The 18767-nt window shown below is 61.0% G+C and carries 16 protein-coding genes; 1 reads left to right on the top strand and 15 read right to left on the bottom strand.

The genetic code is table 11. The annotated features are described in order from the left end of the window. Positions 1-338: 338 nt before the first annotated feature. Positions 339-1358, bottom strand: coding sequence for a hypothetical protein (locus ACV4UY_RS09105; RefSeq protein WP_491607287.1), 1020 nt, complete (start codon positions 1356-1358; stop codon positions 339-341). A gap of 1153 nt (positions 1359-2511) precedes the next feature. On the opposite strand from ACV4UY_RS09105, the gene katG reads away from it, so the two are divergent. Beyond that, the gene (gene katG, locus ACV4UY_RS09110; protein WP_491607288.1) at positions 2512-4692 is read left to right on the top strand and encodes a catalase/peroxidase HPI; all 2181 of its coding nucleotides are present in this window, start codon (positions 2512-2514) and stop codon (positions 4690-4692) included. 97 nt (positions 4693-4789) lie between these two features. Here the strand turns inward: katG and ACV4UY_RS09115 are convergent, their stop codons facing one another. From ACV4UY_RS09115 to ACV4UY_RS09180, 14 genes are all read right to left on the bottom strand, one after another. Then, positions 4790-5032 carry a hypothetical protein gene (locus ACV4UY_RS09115; RefSeq protein WP_491607289.1) on the bottom strand — a complete coding sequence of 81 codons (243 nt, stop codon included), beginning with the start codon at positions 5030-5032 and terminating at the stop codon, positions 4790-4792. A 427-nt stretch (positions 5033-5459) separates the two neighbouring features. Continuing rightward, positions 5460-6233: a TorF family putative porin gene (locus tag ACV4UY_RS09120; protein WP_491607290.1), complete on the bottom strand. Its 774-nt coding sequence runs from the start codon at positions 6231-6233 to the stop codon at positions 5460-5462. Positions 6234-6297: 64 nt separating this feature from the next. After that, entirely contained in the window at positions 6298-8682 is a 2385-nt protein-coding gene (gene feoB, locus ACV4UY_RS09125) for a Fe(2+) transporter permease subunit FeoB (protein WP_491607291.1), read from the bottom strand. Positions 8683-8686: 4 nt separating this feature from the next. Beyond that, positions 8687-8914, bottom strand: a complete 228-nt coding sequence (locus ACV4UY_RS09130) for a FeoA family protein (protein ID WP_491607292.1) — start codon at positions 8912-8914, stop codon at positions 8687-8689. 404 nt (positions 8915-9318) lie between these two features. Beyond that, positions 9319-10644, bottom strand: coding sequence for a sensor histidine kinase (locus ACV4UY_RS09135; protein WP_491607293.1), 1326 nt, complete (start codon positions 10642-10644; stop codon positions 9319-9321). Continuing rightward, positions 10641-11318, bottom strand: a complete 678-nt coding sequence (locus tag ACV4UY_RS09140; RefSeq protein WP_491607294.1) for a response regulator transcription factor — start codon at positions 11316-11318, stop codon at positions 10641-10643. The genes ACV4UY_RS09135 and ACV4UY_RS09140 overlap by 4 nt, the downstream gene beginning before the upstream one ends. A gap of 11 nt (positions 11319-11329) precedes the next feature. Further along, entirely contained in the window at positions 11330-11698 is a 369-nt protein-coding gene (locus ACV4UY_RS09145) for a P-II family nitrogen regulator (RefSeq protein ID WP_491607295.1), read from the bottom strand. Between the two features lie 4 nt (positions 11699-11702). Then, positions 11703-12515, bottom strand: coding sequence for a DUF1538 domain-containing protein (locus tag ACV4UY_RS09150; RefSeq protein WP_491607296.1), 813 nt, complete (start codon positions 12513-12515; stop codon positions 11703-11705). Positions 12516-12524: 9 nt separating this feature from the next. After that, positions 12525-13271: a DUF1538 family protein gene (locus ACV4UY_RS09155; RefSeq protein WP_491607297.1), complete on the bottom strand. Its 747-nt coding sequence runs from the start codon at positions 13269-13271 to the stop codon at positions 12525-12527. A gap of 73 nt (positions 13272-13344) precedes the next feature. Continuing rightward, positions 13345-14802 (bottom strand): TrkH family potassium uptake protein, encoded by a 1458-nt coding sequence (locus ACV4UY_RS09160; protein ID WP_491607298.1) that lies wholly within the window; start codon positions 14800-14802, stop codon positions 13345-13347. A 9-nt stretch (positions 14803-14811) separates the two neighbouring features. Next, positions 14812-16200 carry a Trk system potassium transporter TrkA gene (gene trkA, locus ACV4UY_RS09165; protein ID WP_491607299.1) on the bottom strand — a complete coding sequence of 463 codons (1389 nt, stop codon included), beginning with the start codon at positions 16198-16200 and terminating at the stop codon, positions 14812-14814. A gap of 10 nt (positions 16201-16210) precedes the next feature. Then, a complete protein-coding gene (locus tag ACV4UY_RS09170; RefSeq protein WP_491607300.1) occupies positions 16211-16579 on the bottom strand; it encodes a hypothetical protein in 369 nt (122 codons plus the stop codon). Continuing rightward, complete coding sequence (locus ACV4UY_RS09175; protein ID WP_491607301.1) at positions 16576-16959, bottom strand: P-II family nitrogen regulator; 384 nt, start codon at positions 16957-16959, stop codon at positions 16576-16578. Before ACV4UY_RS09175 ends, ACV4UY_RS09170 begins: the two co-directional genes overlap by 4 nt. A gap of 33 nt (positions 16960-16992) precedes the next feature. Then, positions 16993-18750: a DUF1538 domain-containing protein gene (locus ACV4UY_RS09180; protein WP_491607302.1), complete on the bottom strand. Its 1758-nt coding sequence runs from the start codon at positions 18748-18750 to the stop codon at positions 16993-16995. Positions 18751-18767 lie beyond the last annotated feature (17 nt).

An 18767-nucleotide genomic window follows, 5' to 3' on the forward strand; every position in this document is an offset into this window, starting at 1 on the left:
GGATCGCTCCTTTTTTTGTAACTGGCATGATGGGGGGAGAACCCCCTCACCCCCCTACCATGGACCTCCCTTCGGGAGTTCCATGGTAAAAAAAAGGAGCGATCCGAGCACAACCGGATCGCTCCTTTTTTTGTAACTGGCATGATGGGGGGAGAACCCCCTCACCCCCCCCTACCATGGACCTCCCTTCGGGAGTTCCATGGTAACCATTCAGGCCCCCTTCATTCCCTTGCGCGGGGTCGGACCCTCCTCCCTGACGCACGAACTGCGGCAAACCGTGACCTGGCAACAGACCTCCCCTGTCGGCGCCAATCGGGCACGGAGAATCAACTCGCGCCTCAACGGCTCTTGATGACCGCCTCGCAGGTCATCACCAGCCCCTTTTTGTCGCTGACCAGCAACAAGCGCAGCGTCTCCTGATTCCTGTCGAGCACCGTGATCCCCTCGGCCCGGAACCCGGGCGGAAGGGTGCCGACAAAACGAATTTCGTCCTGATCGTCGTTCCAGATCCCCAATTGAAACGGCAGATCGCTCCCCGAACCGGAGGCGCCCAACAACACCAGGTAGGCATTGCCGCCGGCACCCGGAATCGGGGCCATGTCCCGCACTCCCAAAGGCTCCTTGCCGATTCCGAGAATGCCCCCCTCCTTGAAACGGGCCTGGAGTTTCAGCTTTCGCCACTGGACGACCGACAGAGCGCCGTTCGCCTCCTCCCTGGCGACCAGCACGACCGGTTTGCCCGCCAACTCCGGATTGCGGAATCCGAACACCAGGTGACCCTCGCGGGAGGCGGCCAACCCTTCGACATTGATGCCGGTTTCGCCATCCAGGGCCGATATCTTCTTGTCCCAGGGCGGATTGGCGGTCGTGGTCAGCCAGCCATTCAGCCCCCCGGCGGGCGAGACCTTCCGCGGGGTGTCGATCCCCGGCGGCTGAGCCCCATTCGGCTTGAGCGCGAACCGCAGGACCGTATCCCTCGGTTTGCCCTTGTGCAGCCCCAACGAGGCCGTGGCCACGAATTCGCCGCCCGGCAGTCGGGTGATCCCCTCCAGATCCTCCGGATTGAACTGCTTGACCTGGGCTGGCGTGAGCAGAGGAAGCGCGCGAATCGTGTTGTCCGGGCGGATCGCCTTGGGATCGAAGGCGAACAAGGCATGGGGCGAAGCCTCGTCCGAGACCCCGATCGCCCATTGAGTCGTCGGATCCCAGGCCACGCCCGACGGCTCCACCACGCCCTGATCAGCCACCAGTCTGGGCAATTTCTTGATCGTGTCCGGACATTTGACCGAATCGGCCACAGCCGGGGTCGCCAGCACGGTCAAGAACATCAGCGTGGTCAAGAGTGACAGGTTGCGCATGGTTCCTCCCTGGTTGATCAGACGATTTTCACTGGTTTGTTTTTACGATGGAACCCGGTTGGCCATGCAAACAGGATCGGACTCCTCATCAGACGGTAACCCGATTGGGCGGAATCGGCAAGCGCATTGTTTGATATTAAACCGCACCCATCACGGGATGCGTCGTTCCATTATCAGAGTCCAGGAGGATGATCCCCCTGGTGGGATCCAAGGGCAACGCCCTTGGGACGTTGCTTTTGACTTGAGCGCGCCCTTCTCAAAGAAGCATTGTTCGCGTCTTTTACCGTGGAACTCCCGTCAGGGAGGTCCACGGTTGGGGGGTGAGGGGGTTCTCCCCCCATCATGCAAGTTTGCGAAAAATGCGCCGCGCGCAGCCTTCGCGAGCTTCAGTTTCCGCTTTTTACCGTGGACCTCCCTTCGGGAATCACATAGTTAATTTCTATCGTACCGATTGATAAATAGTATTTTACTATTGACAAGCCTGTAACGTATGCTGGCATCAAGGTCGGACAGAGAATTCACCCGACCGGATCTTCGACGTTGCCCGTTCACCGTGCAACGCTCATCCGTTCACCTCCCCCAACACCCAACCACACATATGCGGAGGCAACATGTCTGGAAACGACACCCCAACCGCCGGAAAATGTCCCGTGATGCACGGAGGAAACACCCAGGCCAGCATGGCGAATCAGGCCTGGTGGCCGAAATCGCTGAATCTCGACATAGGAGGATGATCCCCCTGGTGGGATCCAAGGGCAACGCCCTTGGGACGTTGCTTTTGACTTGAGCGCGCCCTTCTCAAAGAAGCATTGTTCGCGTCTTTTACCGTGGAACTCCCGTCAGGGAGGTCCACGGTTGGGGGGTGAGGGGGTTCTCCCCCCATCATGCAAGTTTGCGAAAAATGCGCCGCGCGCAGCCTTCGCGAGCTTCAGTTTCCGCTTTTTACCGTGGACCTCCCTTCGGGAATCACATAGTTAATTTCTATCGTACCGATTGATAAATAGTATTTTACTATTGACAAGCCTGTAACGTATGCTGGCATCAAGGTCGGACAGAGAATTCACCCGACCGGATCTTCGACGTTGCCCGTTCACCGTGCAACGCTCATCCGTTCACCTCCCCCAACACCCAACCACACATATGCGGAGGCAACATGTCTGGAAACGACACCCCAACCGCCGGAAAATGTCCCGTGATGCACGGAGGAAACACCCAGGCCAGCATGGCGAATCAGGCCTGGTGGCCGAAATCGCTGAATCTCGACATCCTGCATCAACACGACGCCAAGACCAACCCGATGGGGGCGGATTTCAACTATCGCGAGGCGCTCAAGGGGCTGGATGTCGAAGCCCTCAAAAAAGATCTGCTCGCCCTGATGACCGACAGCCAGCCCTGGTGGCCGGCGGATTGGGGCCACTATGGGGGCTTAATGATCCGCATGGCCTGGCATGCCGCCGGCACCTACCGGATCGCCGATGGCCGGGGAGGCGCGGGAACCGGCAATCAGCGGTTCGCCCCGCTGAACTCCTGGCCGGACAATGCCAACCTGGACAAGGCGCGCCGTCTGTTGTGGCCGATCAAGAAAAAGTACGGCAACGCGATCAGCTGGGCCGATCTGATCATCCTGGCCGGCACCCTGGCGTATGAGTCCATGGGCTTGAAGACCTTCGGGTTCTCCTTTGGCCGCGAGGACATCTGGCATCCGGAAAAGGATATCTACTGGGGTTCCGAGCGGGAATGGCTGGCGCCGAGCGGTGGCGAGGGGAGCCGCTATTCCGGAGAGCGAGACCTGGAGAACCCCCTGGCCGCGGTGATGATGGGGCTGATCTACGTGAATCCGGAAGGGGTGGACGGTCAACCCGACCCCTTGAAGACCGCGCGCGATGTCCGGGTGACCTTCGGACGCATGGCCATGAACGACGAGGAGACCGTGGCCTTGACCGCCGGCGGTCACACCGTGGGCAAGGCGCACGGCAACGGCAACGCGGCCAATCTCGGTCCCGCGCCGGAGGGTGCCGACATCGAGGAGCAGGGATTGGGCTGGATGAACCATGCCGCTCGCGGGATTGGCCGGGATACGGTGACCAGCGGCCTGGAAGGGGCATGGACCACCCATCCCACCCGTTGGGACAACGGCTATTTCGATCTGCTGTTGGGATATGACTGGTGGTTGCAGAAATCCCCGGCTGGAGCCTGGCAGTGGGAACCGGTCAACATCCGCGAAGAGGATATGCCGGTCGATGTCGAGGATGCGACGATTCGACGCAAGCCGATCATGACCGATGCCGACATGGCGTTGAAATTCGATCCGGCCTATCGCACGATCGCGGAGCGCTTCCACAAGGATCCGGCCCGTTTCTCGGAGGTGTTCGCGCGGGCGTGGTACAAGCTGACCCACCGGGACATGGGACCGACCTCCCGTCACATCGGCCCGGACGTGCCCGCGGAGGCGTTGCTTTGGCAGGATCCGATTCCGGCAGGGGCCACGGGGTACGATGTGGACGCCGTGAAGGCAAAAATCGCCGTCAGCGGTCTGACCAGCGCCGAGATGGTGTCCACGGCCTGGGACAGCGCCCGGACATTCCGGGGTTCGGACAAACGCGGCGGAGCCAACGGCGCGCGCATTCGTCTCACGCCGCAACGGAACTGGGAAGGCAATGAACCGGCCCGTCTGGAGAAGGTATTGGCCGTGCTGGAGCCGATCGCCGCCGCGACCGGTGCCAGCGTGGCGGATGTGATCGTGCTGGCCGGCAATCTGGGAATCGAGCAGGCAGCCAAGGCCGCCGGTTTCACGGTGACCGTACCGTTTGCGCCGGGGCGGGGCGATGCCTCCCAGGAGTGGACGGATGTGGCCTCGTTCGGGGTTCTCGAACCGCTCGCGGATGGATTCCGCAACTGGTTGAAGAAGGATTATGTGGTCACCCCCGAGGAACTTCTGCTCGACCGCGCCCAGTTGATGGGGTTGACGGCCAGGGAGATGACCGTTCTCGTGGGCGGTCTGCGCGTTCTGGGCACCAACCACGGCGACACCGGGCACGGGGTGTTCACGGATCGCGTGGGGGCCTTGACCACCGACTTCTTCGTCAACCTGACCGACATGGCCCACACCTGGAAACCGGTGGGCCGGAACCTCTACGAGATCCGCGACCGACGGAGCGGATCGCTCCTCTGGACCGCCACCCGGGTGGATCTGGTCTTCGGCTCCAACTCGATCCTGCGCGCCCATGCCGAACTCTACGCCCAGGACGACAACCAGGCGAAGTTCGTGAACGACTTCGTGTCCGCCTGGACCAAGGTGATGAACGCCGATCGCTTCGACCTCGCATCCTCCTGATCCCCTCCTCGGGTACGACGGACCCTCCGTCGTACCCGACCGCGTGCGCCAGAAGTCACCCCTCCCCTTTGGATCCTCTCACGGCGCGCACATCCATTCAGCACGCTTCGGCCACGCCTCTGGCCTCCAGACGACCCGCCAGCCGGAACAGCGTCAACACCATCTCCGTCACGTCCCGAGCCGCCAGATCGAGAAAATCTTCCGGCGCGACCTCCCCGGATGCGAACAGGCGTTTGACCATGGCATGGTCCCACTCCAGAAGCGGATTCTGGGTGACCCCGTGCCGGACCACAATGCAAGGATCGCGACGTTCCAACCATGCGTCGATGGTGAAATCCATGTAAAATCTCCTGTAGGGGTGATCGCTGAATCGTGGACGGGCATTCTCTTCCCGTGTTTTCTGGCAAGGAGTGTAGCAAATCCGGATTATATTGTAAATGAGAATCATTACTATTTAAAAATTTCTCACGCCCTTCCAAACCGCCCCCCCCTGAAGCATGCTCCAGCCACGCGGCGCGTGTCCGCCAAATTGCGAAGCCATTTGCGAGAAGGCGCATCGTTCTTTTCGAATCGCGCCGGTTGGGTGATTCGATTCATGGAATCACCCAACCGACTCTGAAGGGGACTTTCACCCCCAAGTCAGTGCGCCATGCTGGGCACACAACGAAAAAGCCCGGCGCGATATCCGTTCGCACCGGGCTTTTGATGACAGCCTGATTTCAAGGGCCATCCCTGGCCCTCCTCTCCCGTCTCGACGACCAACGGGATCAGAAACTCTTGCTGACCTTCAACACCGCTTGATCATCCGAGTTGGCGAGATTGAGCTGGCGTCCATCCCGATCGGTGAAGTTGTAGGAGAGATCCACGCCGAAACCGAACAGCTCTTTCGACAGACCGACGGTGTAGTCGTTGTAGGATTCGGGAGCCCCTGTTCCCTCGAAATGATCCCCTGCCGTATGGCCCATATGCGCCGCGGCCACGATTTCGTAAGGCAGATCGTAGGTCAGCGCCCCTTCCAGGTAATAGGCCGACTTGTTGCCCGGCACGACGAGGTTGTCACCACCGAAGTTGGACGAATAGCTGTATTTGGCGTTCATCCCGAGGGCGTTGAACTTGTAGGCGGTCCCCAGGTAGTATTCGGTGTAGTCCAGGTGCATGGCGGAATTCACACCCGGATAGGTGTAGTGGATAACACCCAGATCCGGCTTGAATCCGGGGAACAGGATCTCCTTGCTCCAGCCCGCCGCGTAGTCCAGTTCCAGATTGGCGTTGTTGGCCGCCTGGAAATCGACCGAAAAGGCCGACACCGTGGCATAGATCCCGCTGGGGGTATGGCTGACCGTCGCCGCCCCCTGCAACGAGGGGTGCTTGTCGGAATTGGTGATGCCCCGCGACACATAATTGCTGGCCAGCGCCACATTGCCGGAAACAGCAAAATCACTGACGTTTTCAACTTTTTGGGCGTTCGACTCTTCCGCCTGGACTGGAACGGCAATCAGGCCTGCCAGAAGCGTGGCGGCTGTCATGAACGGGTAACGCATGGTTGCACTCCTTTGTTTGTTATGTTGATTCGCATGCCGTGTCGGCACTGTTGACAACAACTTCTCAATGACCGCTTTCACAACCGGCGCAGCCGCTTCCGCACCCCGCGCCGCTGGCGATCGGAATCGCGCGTGGCCGTACCGGCACGGCCAGAATCGAGCGCATCGGAACCAGACGCATCAGCATCACCACCACCAGCCAGAAGAGCCCCAATCCGGCCAGCCACACGAAGGACGAACCCGGATGGCGCGCGAAGGTGGCCGCCTGGTAGAATCCGGTCGCCACCGACCAGGCCACCGAGGTGGTCCAGAGGGCGGCAAACACCGTCCAACGCGGCCCGACCTCCTGTTGAATCGCCGCCGTGGCCGCCACGCAGGGAAAATAGAGCAGCACGAACAACAGATAGGCCACCGCCCCGGCGGTCCCGTCGAACAGACGGGTCATGGCCCCCAACGTGCCGGTGGTCACCTTGCTGGCCTTGGCCGCATCCTCGGCGCTCTCGAAGCTCTCCAGTTGAACTTTTAGCGGATCCGCCAGGGTTTGGCCCAACTCGCCGAACTTCTCGCCGATCGACGCGAACGCCTCTTGCGCCTTGCCCATGAGATCGAACGGGACAGCTTCCTCCTTGGCCTTCTCCTGGCCGTCCATCTGGCTGTAGAGCGCATCCAGCGAGCCGATCACCGCCTCCTTGGCGAACACGCCGATGAACAGTCCCACCGTGGCCGGCCAGTTGTCCTCCCCGATCCCCATCGGCTTGAAAATCGGCGTGATCTGCCGTCCGATCTGGCTCAACACCGATTTCTCCTGATTGGCGCTGTCGAAACCGCCATCCGTACCCATGGCATTGAGCATGCTCAACACCACGATCACCGGGATCAATACCCGACTGGCCCGCGTCACAAAACCACGCAGACGACCCGAAGCATGACGCAAAACGCTGGCCAAAGATGGCAGGTGATACAGCGGCAACTCCATGACGAACGGGGTGGGTTCGCCACGCAACAAGGTGTTCTTGAGGATCAAACCGGTCAGGATGGCCAGCAGGATCCCGGTCAGATAGAGAAAAAAGACCACGTTCTGTCCGCCTTGCGGAAAAAAAGCCGCCACGAACAGGGCATACACCGGCATGCGCGCCCCGCACGACATGAAGGGGTTCATCAGGATGGTCATCAGCCGGTCCCGGGGGTTCTCCAGGGTGCGCGTGCCGAGAATGGCCGGCACGTTGCAGCCGAAACCGACCATCATCGGGATGAACGCCTTGCCCGGCAGACCGATGAAACGCAGCAGCCGATCCAGAATGAAGGCCGCGCGAGCCAGATAGCCCGAGTCCTCCAGCCAGGAGAGAAACAGGAACATGAAACCGATCGGCGGAATGAAGGTGGCCAGGGTCTGGATGCTGCCGCCCAGACCATCGGCCAACAGGGTGATCAGCCACTCCGGAGCCGACACCCCTTGCAACAACACGCGGGTTCCCTCGACGAACACGGCGCCAAAGAGAATGTCGAAGAAATCGATGAATGCCCCGCCCAGATTGATCGTGAACATGAACATCAGATAGAGCACGACCAGAAAGATCGGCAGTCCCAAAAACCGGTTGAGCAGTACCGTATCCAGCCGGTCGGTGAGCGCGTGGGAGGCCATGCCGTTCCGGTCGATCACCGCATCGGCGATCTTCTCGATGGCATGATACCGGGCGTGGGCGAACGAGATGTCCGGTTCATCGCCGGTTTTGCTCTCCAACTCCTGCCGGATGCTGGCGACCTGGGCGACGATGCCCGCCTCATCCACCCCCTCGGGCGCGCCACCATCCCCTTCGATCAGCTTCAACGCCAGCCAGCGGGAATCCAGGCCAGCCGCATGCGCGATCGGAAGCACGGCAGGCCGCAACGTTTCGATCGCCGAGGCGAGAGGTTCGGTCAACTCCGGCATGCCCGGCAGCGACTCCCGGCCCATCCGGGCAGCCCGCACCATCACGGCCCGCAAGGTCTCCAACCCCTCGTCGCGCTTGGCCACCACCCCCACCACCGGACACCCCAACCGCTCCGCGAGCGCCTTGATATCCGGCACGCAACGCCGTTGCTCGGCCACATCCATCATGTTGAGCACCACCATCATCGGCACGCGCATCTCCATCAACTGCATGGTGAGATAGAGATTGCGCTCCAGATTGGAGCCATCCACGATGTTGATGATCAGATCATGGCTTCGGGAGAGCATGAAATCCCGCGCCACCCGTTCGTCCGGCGCAATCGCCGCCAGCGAGTAGATCCCCGGCAGATCGACCAGGGTGATCTCCTGATCGCCAACCTGAAGCAGTCCTTCCTTGCGCTCCACGGTCACGCCCGGCCAGTTGCCGATGGTCTGCCGCCCACCGGTCAACCGGTTGAACAACGTGCTCTTGCCACAGTTGGGATTGCCGACAATCCCCACGACCAGATTGTTTTTCATGGTTTCAAATCCTTTCCACCCGCACGGCGGATGCCTCTTCCCGGCGCAGCACCAGGGCAAACCCTCGAATGACGATCTCCACCGGGTCTCCCATGGGGGCGACCCGACGAATTCTCAACAGCGCGCCACGGATCACCCCCATGGCGAGCAAACGCGAACGATAGGCAATCGGTCCCTTTTGGTAACCGATCACCCGGGCCTGCTCGCCCACCGCCAAATCTTCTATGGTCATGGTCGTTCCTTGGTTGAAGCGTGAATGGTGTAGTCTATCGATGGGAAGAGCGTAGCGGATGCGACGGCTTTTGTAAATAGGAATTATTTAGATTTGCATTCGAAAGAAAATCGTTTCAGTTAGAAAATGAACTTGCGAGCGTTGAGGAAGGCAAGATGCGGGGAAGCGCGGGAAGCGCGGGAAGCGCGGGAAGCGCGGGAAGTGCGGGAAGTGCGGGAAGCGCGGGAAGTGCGGGAAGCGCGGGAAGCGCGGGAAGTGCGGGAAGTGCGGGAAGCGCGGGAAGCGCGGGAAGTGCGGGAAGCGCGGGAAGTGCGGGAAGTGCGGGAAGTGCGGAGAAGCGCGGGAAGCGCGGGAAGCGCGGGACCGGGTTCACGACCTCGCGGCAACCTTGGAAAGCCGACTCTTCATGCTTTCAACCGAATGCTGACCATGAAGCCACCCAACTCCCTGGAGATCCCCAGGGTGATCTCTCCGTCGTAGAAGGAGACGATATCCTGCGCGATCATCAGTCCCAGCCCTTGGCCCGGACGGCTCTCGTCCAGCCGCTTGCCGCGCCATTGACGCAGGATCGCCAGTTGCTCCTCCCCGACTCCGGGTCCGTCATCCTCGATGGTCAGCCAGAACCCCCCTTCATTACCGGCGGAGAGGATGATCCGGGATTTGGCCCACTTGCAGGCATTGTCCGCCAGATTGCCGATGAGTTCCAGAAAATCATCCCGATTGCCCGGACAGTTCAGATCGTCCGGGATGCGCATGTGCGTGTCGATCGCTTTGTCGTAATAGAGGATATCAAGCGCCCGGACCAGGGCGGGAAGCTCCTGTCCCAGCGAAAAGAACTCACCGGGCGTCGTGCGTCCAGCCAACGAGGCGCGACGCAAATGGCGTTCGATCAACCTTTCGAGCAGTCTGGTCTGTTCGGTCAACACCTCCCGGACAGCCGGATGCTGGCGCAACTCCCCGGACTCGGCCAGATGAAACAGCACCGTCAATGGAATCCTCAAGGTGTGACCGATGTGAGACAAGGTGCGCCGCACCCGATTCAAGGATCGCTCCTCGGAAAGCAACTGCCCTTCCATGATCCGCATCAGGGGCTGGATCTCCTCGGGTCCAAGCGGCAAGCGCCGGGGACCACTCCCGGAACGCCAACGCTCCAGATCGCTCCGCCACTGTCCGAACACCTCGAACTGTTGCGTGACATGCCAGTGGGTCAGTGCCGCAAACAGAAAAAACACGCAGAACGTGAACAACAGATGATAGAAGCGCCATTTCCGCAACTGCCCCTTGAGCAGGGACTCGGACTGACCCACCGCCAGGATCAACGTGCCGCTGGCGTGCGCTGTCGAGAGCGCCACCACCCTCATCTCCCCGCCTTCCGGCTCCGAAAGTTTCAGTTGCAATGGGCTCTCGGCAGACATCTCCGGCAACGGAATCGATTTGCCAGCCAAGGATGGGGATCGATGGATCGTGGTGCCAGTTGCCCGCCGCACCTCCCATTGGCAGTACAACCCGGAACCAGGCGGTTCCTGACACGGGTTGACAGGCTCGTCCATGTGTTGCAGGGCGGCCATCAACAGTGCGCGCAGCCCTTCCGCCTTGTGGGTGATCTCCCGCCAGGCCATCGAGTCGGCGAGACCGTGGGTGAGTTGATCGTTGACCGAGAACAGGATCAGAAAAATCGAGAACAACAAGGCTGACAGCCCGATGCGCAACTGCCCGGCGACCGACTTCATGCGCCGGTCTCCGGCTCGCTCAGTCGATAGCCATGCCCCCGCACGGTTTGGATCCACCCCTCGCCGATCTTCTTGCGCAGACGCATCACATGGGTTTCGATGATGGGCAGATCCGGTTGGGCATCTTCGTGGTAGAGATGGGAGAAGAGCTGCTCCTTGGAGAGCACCCGGTTGCGGTTGAGCAGCAGACAGCGCAGCAACTTGAACTCCATGGCGGACAGGGCCACGCTCCGTCCGTCCGCCAACACCACCTTGCGACGCGGTTCATCCAGGGTCAGACCGCCGACATGCAGCGAACCCTGCTGGGTCTTGGTGTGGGCGCGACGCAGCAACGCACGCAGACGGCTGGTCAACTCTTCGAGATGAAAGGGTTTGCCCAGATAATCGTCCGCGCCGGCATCGATCCCCTCCACCCGCTCCTTCCAGGAGTTGCGCGCCGTCAGGACGATCACCGGCAGGGGATTGCGCGCCCGACGCCACTGCTTGAGAATCTCCAGGCCGGAGTATCCCGGCAGGCCCAGATCGAGAATCGCCACGGCATAATGGGGTTCCTGCCCCATCTCCACGCCGACCAGCCCATCGTGGACCACATCCACGATGAACCCTTCACCCGCCAAATGGTGGCGAATCGATTCGCACACCTGCGCATTGTCCTCGATCAACAGCACGCGCATGAATCACGAACTCATTTGGCCGACTGTTTCTCCAGAACGCTCGGATGTTTGGAGATCCTCTGGAAGTGGGCCAACTGTGGATTGATGCCAACCGCCCGGATCACCGGCAGGTTCAGGGCGATCCCGGTGCCGTGCTGATCGAAGTTGCCGACCTTGTTGATGACATCCAAAATGTGATCCGCCACGCCCGCTTCCAGAAAAAACAGGATCACATCCGACTGCATGTTGAGATCCAGCCCGAAAAAGGTCTTGGCCTCGTTGATTCCGGTTCCCTGGGCCGAGATCACGGTGGACCCGGTGGCGCCCGCCGCCTTGGCGGCGCGGATGATGCGATCGGTCAACTCGGTCTTTGTCATGCAGACGACAAGATTGAATTCCATGGAATCAGATCTCCTGTTGGATCAATGAGGCGTTTTCCTGAGCCATCCGTTGCGCTTTTTGTTTCTGCCAGACTGCCAGCTGGGCATAGCCCATCACGGTCATCATGGGAAAAAGACTGGCAAAGGCGATCAGACCAAACCCGTCGATGGCCGGATTGCGTCCCGGAACGGTCGATGACAGGCCAATTCCCAGCGCCGCCACCAGGGGCACCGTCACCGTGGAGGTGGTGACCCCCCCGGAATCATACGCGAGGGAGATGATGAACTTGGGTGCGAACCATGTCTGGATTATAACGATGATATACCCCACGATGATGTACATCGCCAGGGATGTTCCGGTCACGATGCGAAAACAGCCCAACGAGATGCCGATGGCCACGCCGATGGCCACCGCCATCCGCAGGGGCCATTCGCCGATGGTGCCTCGCGAGACCTGATTGGCCTTGAAGGCCACGGCGATGAGCGCCGGTTCGGCAATGGTGGTGGCGAACCCGATCATGGCGCCGAACAGATAGAGCCACCCATAATCCCGCCAGGTGCTGTCTGCCGGAACCTCGTTGGTGCCGAACAGGAATTGCGGGGCCGAAAGCTGGGTGGCCATCAGTTTGCCGATGGGGAACAACGCCTTTTCCAGACCCACCAGAAACAGCGTGATGCCGATCAGCACGAACACCATCCCGAGAAACAATCGCTTGGGATGGGGCAGACCATCCCGCAGGATGAGCAGTTGAAAAAAGACGATCAGCACCACGATCGGCGCGATGTCGGTGATGGTATCCAGAAAGGTGTCGAGGAGCAAGACGAGGGTACTGTTCATGGAAGACTCCTATTTGACCCCGAACACCATGACGCCATAGGCCATCACGAAGATCATGGGGGTGAGGGAAGCGAAGGCGATCAGTCCGAAGCCGTCGATCATGGGGTTGCGTCCCCGGATGGAACTGGCCAGTCCGATGCCCAATGCGGTGACCAGCGGCACCGTGATCGTGGAGGTGGTGATGCCGCCGGAATCGTAGGCGATGCCGATGATCTCCCTGGGCGCCATCGCGGTGACGATCATGACGATGATGTAGCCGCCGATGATCAGGTATTGCACCGGCCACCCCTTGATGATGCGCAACGCCCCCATGGCGATGGCGAATCCCACGGAGAGGGCCACCGCGATGCGCATGCCAAAGGCATACTCCTCCATCCCCTGCTGACCCGGCGGCAGCAATCCGGCGCCGCTGGCCACCCTGGCCGCCTCATCGGCCACGGCGATCAACGCGGGTTCGGCGACCGTGGTGGAAAATCCCAGTCCGAACGCAAAGACCAGCAACCACAGCAGGCTGTTGCGCTTGGCGAAGTTGTAGGCCATCGCCTCGCCGATCGGGAAAAGCCCGATCTTCAACCCCTCGACGAACAGGGCCAGCCCAACCAGGACCAGGACCGCCCCCAGAAGGATCTCCTCCAGGTTGGGGATGGGCTGGCGAATGAGTCCGTACTGAAACACCGCCACCACGATGACGACCGGCATGAAATCCCGTCCGGCCTCCTTGATACGTGAGAACAACCAGTTAAAAATGCGGAGCATGTGCATTTCTCCAGCCGGAAAAAGGATCTGTCATCTCACTCCCTGCCTTGGACCCGAACAATCCGTCAACGCATCATTTCAAGATGGCGTCCGGTTTCCAGAAATGGGGCACGAACAGAATGAACACGGTGAACACCTCCAGGCGTCCGGTCACCATCAGCACGATCAACAGCCATTTGCCCGGATCGGGAATGGCGCCGAAATTCTCCATGGGTCCGACCAGACCGATTCCCGGCCCCACGTTGATCAGGGTCGCCAGGGTGGCGGAAAACGCGGTGGCCAGATCCAGGTTCAGGGCGGTGAGGATGATGGTCGCAGCCGCCACGGTCAAGGTCATGGCGAATCCCAGGGCCATCACGCTGTCCAACAGTTCCGCCGGAATCCGCTTGCCGTTGATCTTGATGGCGATGACCCGCTCCTGGGTCAGCATCCGGTTGATCACGGCGAAAAGCACCTTGAACAACACGATGGCCCGCACGATCTTGATGCCACCCGTGGTGGATCCCGACATGGCCCCGGTGATGGCGATGGTCAGCAGAATGATCTGCACATAGAGCGGCCAGGTCTCCCAGTCCACATTGGCAAAGCCGGTATTGGTCACCAGGCTCACCGCCTGGAACAGACCATGCAACAGGGCATCGTGGAGATTCTTGGCCGCCGTGGAGGCAAACGCCTCCAGGGTGCAGAAAAGCGCGCCCACCAGCATGATGATCCCATACCACTTCAACTCCTCATCCCTCAGGGAGCGCCACTCGCCGAGAAAGATCAACTGAAAATAGAGAACATAGTTGATGCCCGCCAGAATCATGAACACGATGGCGCACCACTGCACCGCCGGGCCATAGGCCCCCAGGCTGGCGTTCTTCGGCGAAAATCCGCCGATGGAGATGGTGGTGAAGGCGTGGTGCAGCGCATCCAGGGACGACATGCCCGCCAGATGGTAAGCCAGGGCGCATGCAACCGTCAGCCCCACATAGATCGCCCACAGGATGCGCGCCGAATCCGCGATCCGAGGCGCGAGCTTGTCCTTTCTGAACCCCGGCATCTCTGCCTTCATGATCTGGGCGCCGCCCACCCCCAGATAAGGCAGGATCGCCACCGCCAGCAGCAGAATCCCCATGCCGCCGATCCACTGGCTGATGCTGCGCCACAACAGCAGCCCCTGGGGCAGCGCCTCGACATCGGCCAGCACCGTGGAGCCGGTGGTGGTGAAGCCCGACGCGGATTCGAACATCGCGTCCACGCCGCGCATCGTGCCCGAAAGATAGTACGGGAGGGAGCCGAGCAGGATCATGACGATCCAACCCAGAATCACCGCCACCACGCCGTCGCGCGCATTCACCCCGCCGCCGAAGAGCTGGCCTCGCGAGGGAATGTAGAGCAGCGCGAGGGTGAACGTGATCACCAGGGTCCAGGCGGACGGGGCGAGCCGTTCGCCCAGATGCCAGGCCAACGCCAGACCGGGGAGTTGAAAGAGTCCCAGCATGGCGGAGATCACCGCGATGATGCGCAGGTTGAGTTGCAGGTTCATGCGGGGCGGCTAGAACAGGGTTGGCCACCGGGTATTGCGTGCGATCCACTTGTCCAACAGCGGCGCCTTGCCCGGTTGCACCACGAACAATGCCTGATCCCCCTGTTGCAAGCGCAAATTGCCGTGCGGCACCTCGATCCGGTCGTTACGCACCGACGCGGCGACGATCACCCCCTCGGGCAGCGACGCCTCCTTGAGCATGGGACCATCCAGACGGGATCCGGCCTGGATTTCGGTCAGGAACAGATTCAACTTTCCGCCCAGCAGGATATCCGAATCCAGCACCCGCCCCATGCGGATGAAGCGCAGGATCGAACCCACGGCAGCGGCGCGGGGACTTAAAATCGCATCCACCCCCAGTTCCGGGGCCAGGGAGAAATAGGCCTCGTTGTCCATCATGCTGATCACCTGCATGGCGCCCCGTTTGCGCGCCCAGAGCGCAATGAAAAAATTGACCTCCTGCACCGGCGTGGTGGCCAGCAGCGTGGTCTCCGGGGTGATGGCGCGTCCGAGCAGTGCCGTGTCGGTGACCTCGCCGTGCAGGATCACCGACCTGGACAGCATCTCCGTGAGCATCTGACACCGTTCGTAATCCGATTCGATCACCACCACCTGACGACCACGCTGTTCGAGCTGACGGGCGATGTTGACGCCGATCGGCGATCCGCCGGCAATGACGAACTTCTGTCTGGAACGATGGCTCTTGCCCAGCAGCGGCAGGATCACCGGCAATTCGATCCCCTCGGGAAGGGTGATGCAGATCCGGTCGCCGGTCTCCAGAACCGTATCCCCGGTGGGAATGAACACCTCGTCGCCCCGTTCCACGCCCACGATCAGGATCTGCTTCGACGGCAACTCCGCCCGCGCCGCCTGCAACGGCTTGCCGGCCAGCACGTTGTCGGAGCCGAGCCGGAAACAGGCCACCCGGATCTTGTTGTCCAGAAATTCGACCAGATCGAAGGCGTGTTGCACATCCAGGATGTTGATCGCCTTCTCGATCACCGCCCGCTCCGGACTGATGATCAGGGTATCGTTGAGATCCCGCGACTGCCAGAGCTGATGATTGTTCAAGAAGGCGTCATCCTTCACCCGTGTCACGATCCTGGCCGTGGGATTGAGCGAACGGGCGATCAGGGTGAGAATGATGTTGCTCTTGTCCTGATTGGTGATCGCCAGGATCAGATCCGCCTCCCGTACCCGCGCCTCCCGCAAGGTGTCCTGATCTTCCGCCGAGCCATGAACGATCTGCACATCCATCTGCTCACGGATCTTGCGCACCGTGTTGAGGTTGGATTCGATGAAACAGAGATGGTGTCCCTGTTCGGCGATGTGCCGACCCACCGCCTCGCCGACCAGTCCGGCGCCGAAGATCACCACCTTCATGGGTTTGTTCTGCATGGATTCCCCCTCAATCGCTCTCTTCCAGGGCCACCCCCTCCGGGAGCGTGAACGCCGTGCTGCCCAAAAGATCGCCCTGATACATGAGACACCCCTCCTGCATCGGTTGTCCGTATCCGGCCTGGTGATACAGAAACTCGAAGATCTCCTCGGCCTGCTCCCGCCACACCACCACCTTGAGCAGTTGCACCGCCACCGCCACCGGCTTGCCCTTGCGCTGAAAGGCGTGAAAGCCGCGACACGGAAAACTGTGCGCGGTGAGAATGCCGTGCCGGTCGCGCAGCAGCTTGAGCAGTTCGTGATCCCGTCCGTCGTCCGGCAGGATGCAGGTGATCAGTTTGGCCTCTTGCAAGGGATCGGGCGGCACGAAAGGGCTCATGGCGACACCTGACCGGCACTGCCATGTTTCTGGAGCACTTCGCGCGGAATGTAGGTGGCCGCCTTCTCCAGAGGGGTGACATACATGAATCCCATGCCCGGCGTGTCGAGTTGACCGGCCAGATAGATGTTGTCGAAGACCAGGTTCATCTGTTCGGTGGCCACCACGATGTTGACCACCTCCTTTTCCACCTCCACGGCCACGCCCAGCAGACCCAGGCGCTCCCGCACCCCGCTCCCTTTGGCGAAATAGACCGTCGCGCCATGGGCGCCGGCATCCCTGGCCGCCTGCACGATGGTATCCCCCAGGCCGCGTTGCACGATGCAGGTGATCAGGGAAACATCGGTCAGGAAGGTGATGCTGCGTTTTTCGGTGTTCATGCTACGGCTCCGGATTGGACAATGAAAACAATATCAGGCGTGGAGATCGATGGCATCCGCGACATCCCGTTCGGCGAGCCTGGCCTTGTGGCGTGCCCACAACCCCATGGTCAGCACGGAGAGGATGGGACAGATGGAGGCCACGGCGAGAATGCCGAACCCCTCGACCACGCCGACCGCGCCGCCGACCCCCAGACCGATGGAGAGCACCAGGGGCACGGTGATCGGACCGGTGGTCACGCCGGCGCTGTCCCAACCGATGTTGACGAACTCTTCCGTGGAAAGGTGGGTCAAGACGAGGGCCAGCAGATAGGCGGGGATGAGCAGATAGGCCAGCGGCAGGTCGAAGATGATCTTGGCCACGCCGATGGTGATGCCGAAGGCCACGCCCACGGAGACGGATCGGATCAGGGCGCTTTTCTTGAACACCCCCTGGGTGAGATTCTCCACCGTCACCCCCAGGGCATTGAGCGCGGGTTCGGCCAAGGTGGCGCCGAATCCGAGCAGCCAGGAGAAGATCAGCACGATCGCCAGTCCCAACAAGTGGAGATAGAGCGGGGAGTCGGCCAGGGCCGGAATTTTCATGAAGGCGCCGGGCAGCATGCCGCCGGTTTGGGAACCCAGGCTGGAGAGCCCGTAGGTAAGCCCCAGATTGAACAGACACATGCCGATCAGCGTCAGCACGATGCCGTAGAGCACGATGCCGGCATTGGCGATCTTCTCTTTCAGCATCACCCGCAGCACCAGCATCAGAAAAGCCACCAGCGGCAGGATGGCCCGCAAACCGAGCACGATGTCCACGCCCGGCGAGGTCTCGTACCAGGACAGATCGGTGGTGGTCGTGGCGGCCAGTCTGGCCGAAGCCAGGATGGTCTCCACAGGCACGGTCTGGCGCACGTAGATGGCCAGGGCCATCACGCTGATGACCGGGAACACCGAGGCCAGGGTGACGATGCCGAAACCGGAGAGTTTGGAGCTTCCCTTGCCCGCGGCAGAGGCGATGCCGATGCCCAGCGAGAGGACCAGGGGCACGGTGACCGGTCCGGTGGTGACGCCGCCGCAATCCCAGGCCAGGCCGAGCACCTTTTCCAACTCCGGATCCGAAAGGGCATACAGGGTGATCAGCAGGCCGGGAATGACGGAGATGTAGATCAGTGGTTTCAGGCTCCAGTCATACAGAAAGCGCAGCGTTCCCAGCACCGCCGCCAACCCCACGCCCCCCCCCACCATCAGGACCAACACGCCCGACCAGTCGTTGAGCAGGGCATACAGATACGGGGCCTTTTCCACCGAGACGATCTGTCCGGCGGTTTTCAAGGCGCCGATGGCCGGTTCGGCGAAGGTTACGCCCACACCGAGCAGAAAGGCGATGGTCAGCACGCCAGGCAGAGAGCTTTTCTTGGGCAGAAGATTGCCGATCGTCTCCCCAAAGGGCATCAGACCCTGGATCAACCCTTCCATGAAAAGCATCAACCCCAAAACCACACCCAGCATGCCAAACGAAATCGACCAGCCACTTTCCACGTTCCGGCTCAAGATGAGCATCTGGAACAGCATCAGATAGGCGGCCAGGGGCACGACCGCCTTGATCTGCTCCAACAGACGGTCCTGGATATAGTTCTTGAGCAGTCGATAGACATCGAGCAGGCTTAGATGAATCCGCGCCGCGGCATGGGGCATGACGCGCCCCTGGGCATCGCGATCGATTTTCGGGGCCAGTTTGTTGTAACTGATGCTCTGCGCGATCAGGGAGGTCTCGCGCACGAATTGACCATATCGGATGGTTGGCATGGCAGGCCAGGGACTCC

The sequence above is a fragment of the Candidatus Magnetaquiglobus sp. genome (assembly GCF_058402785.1).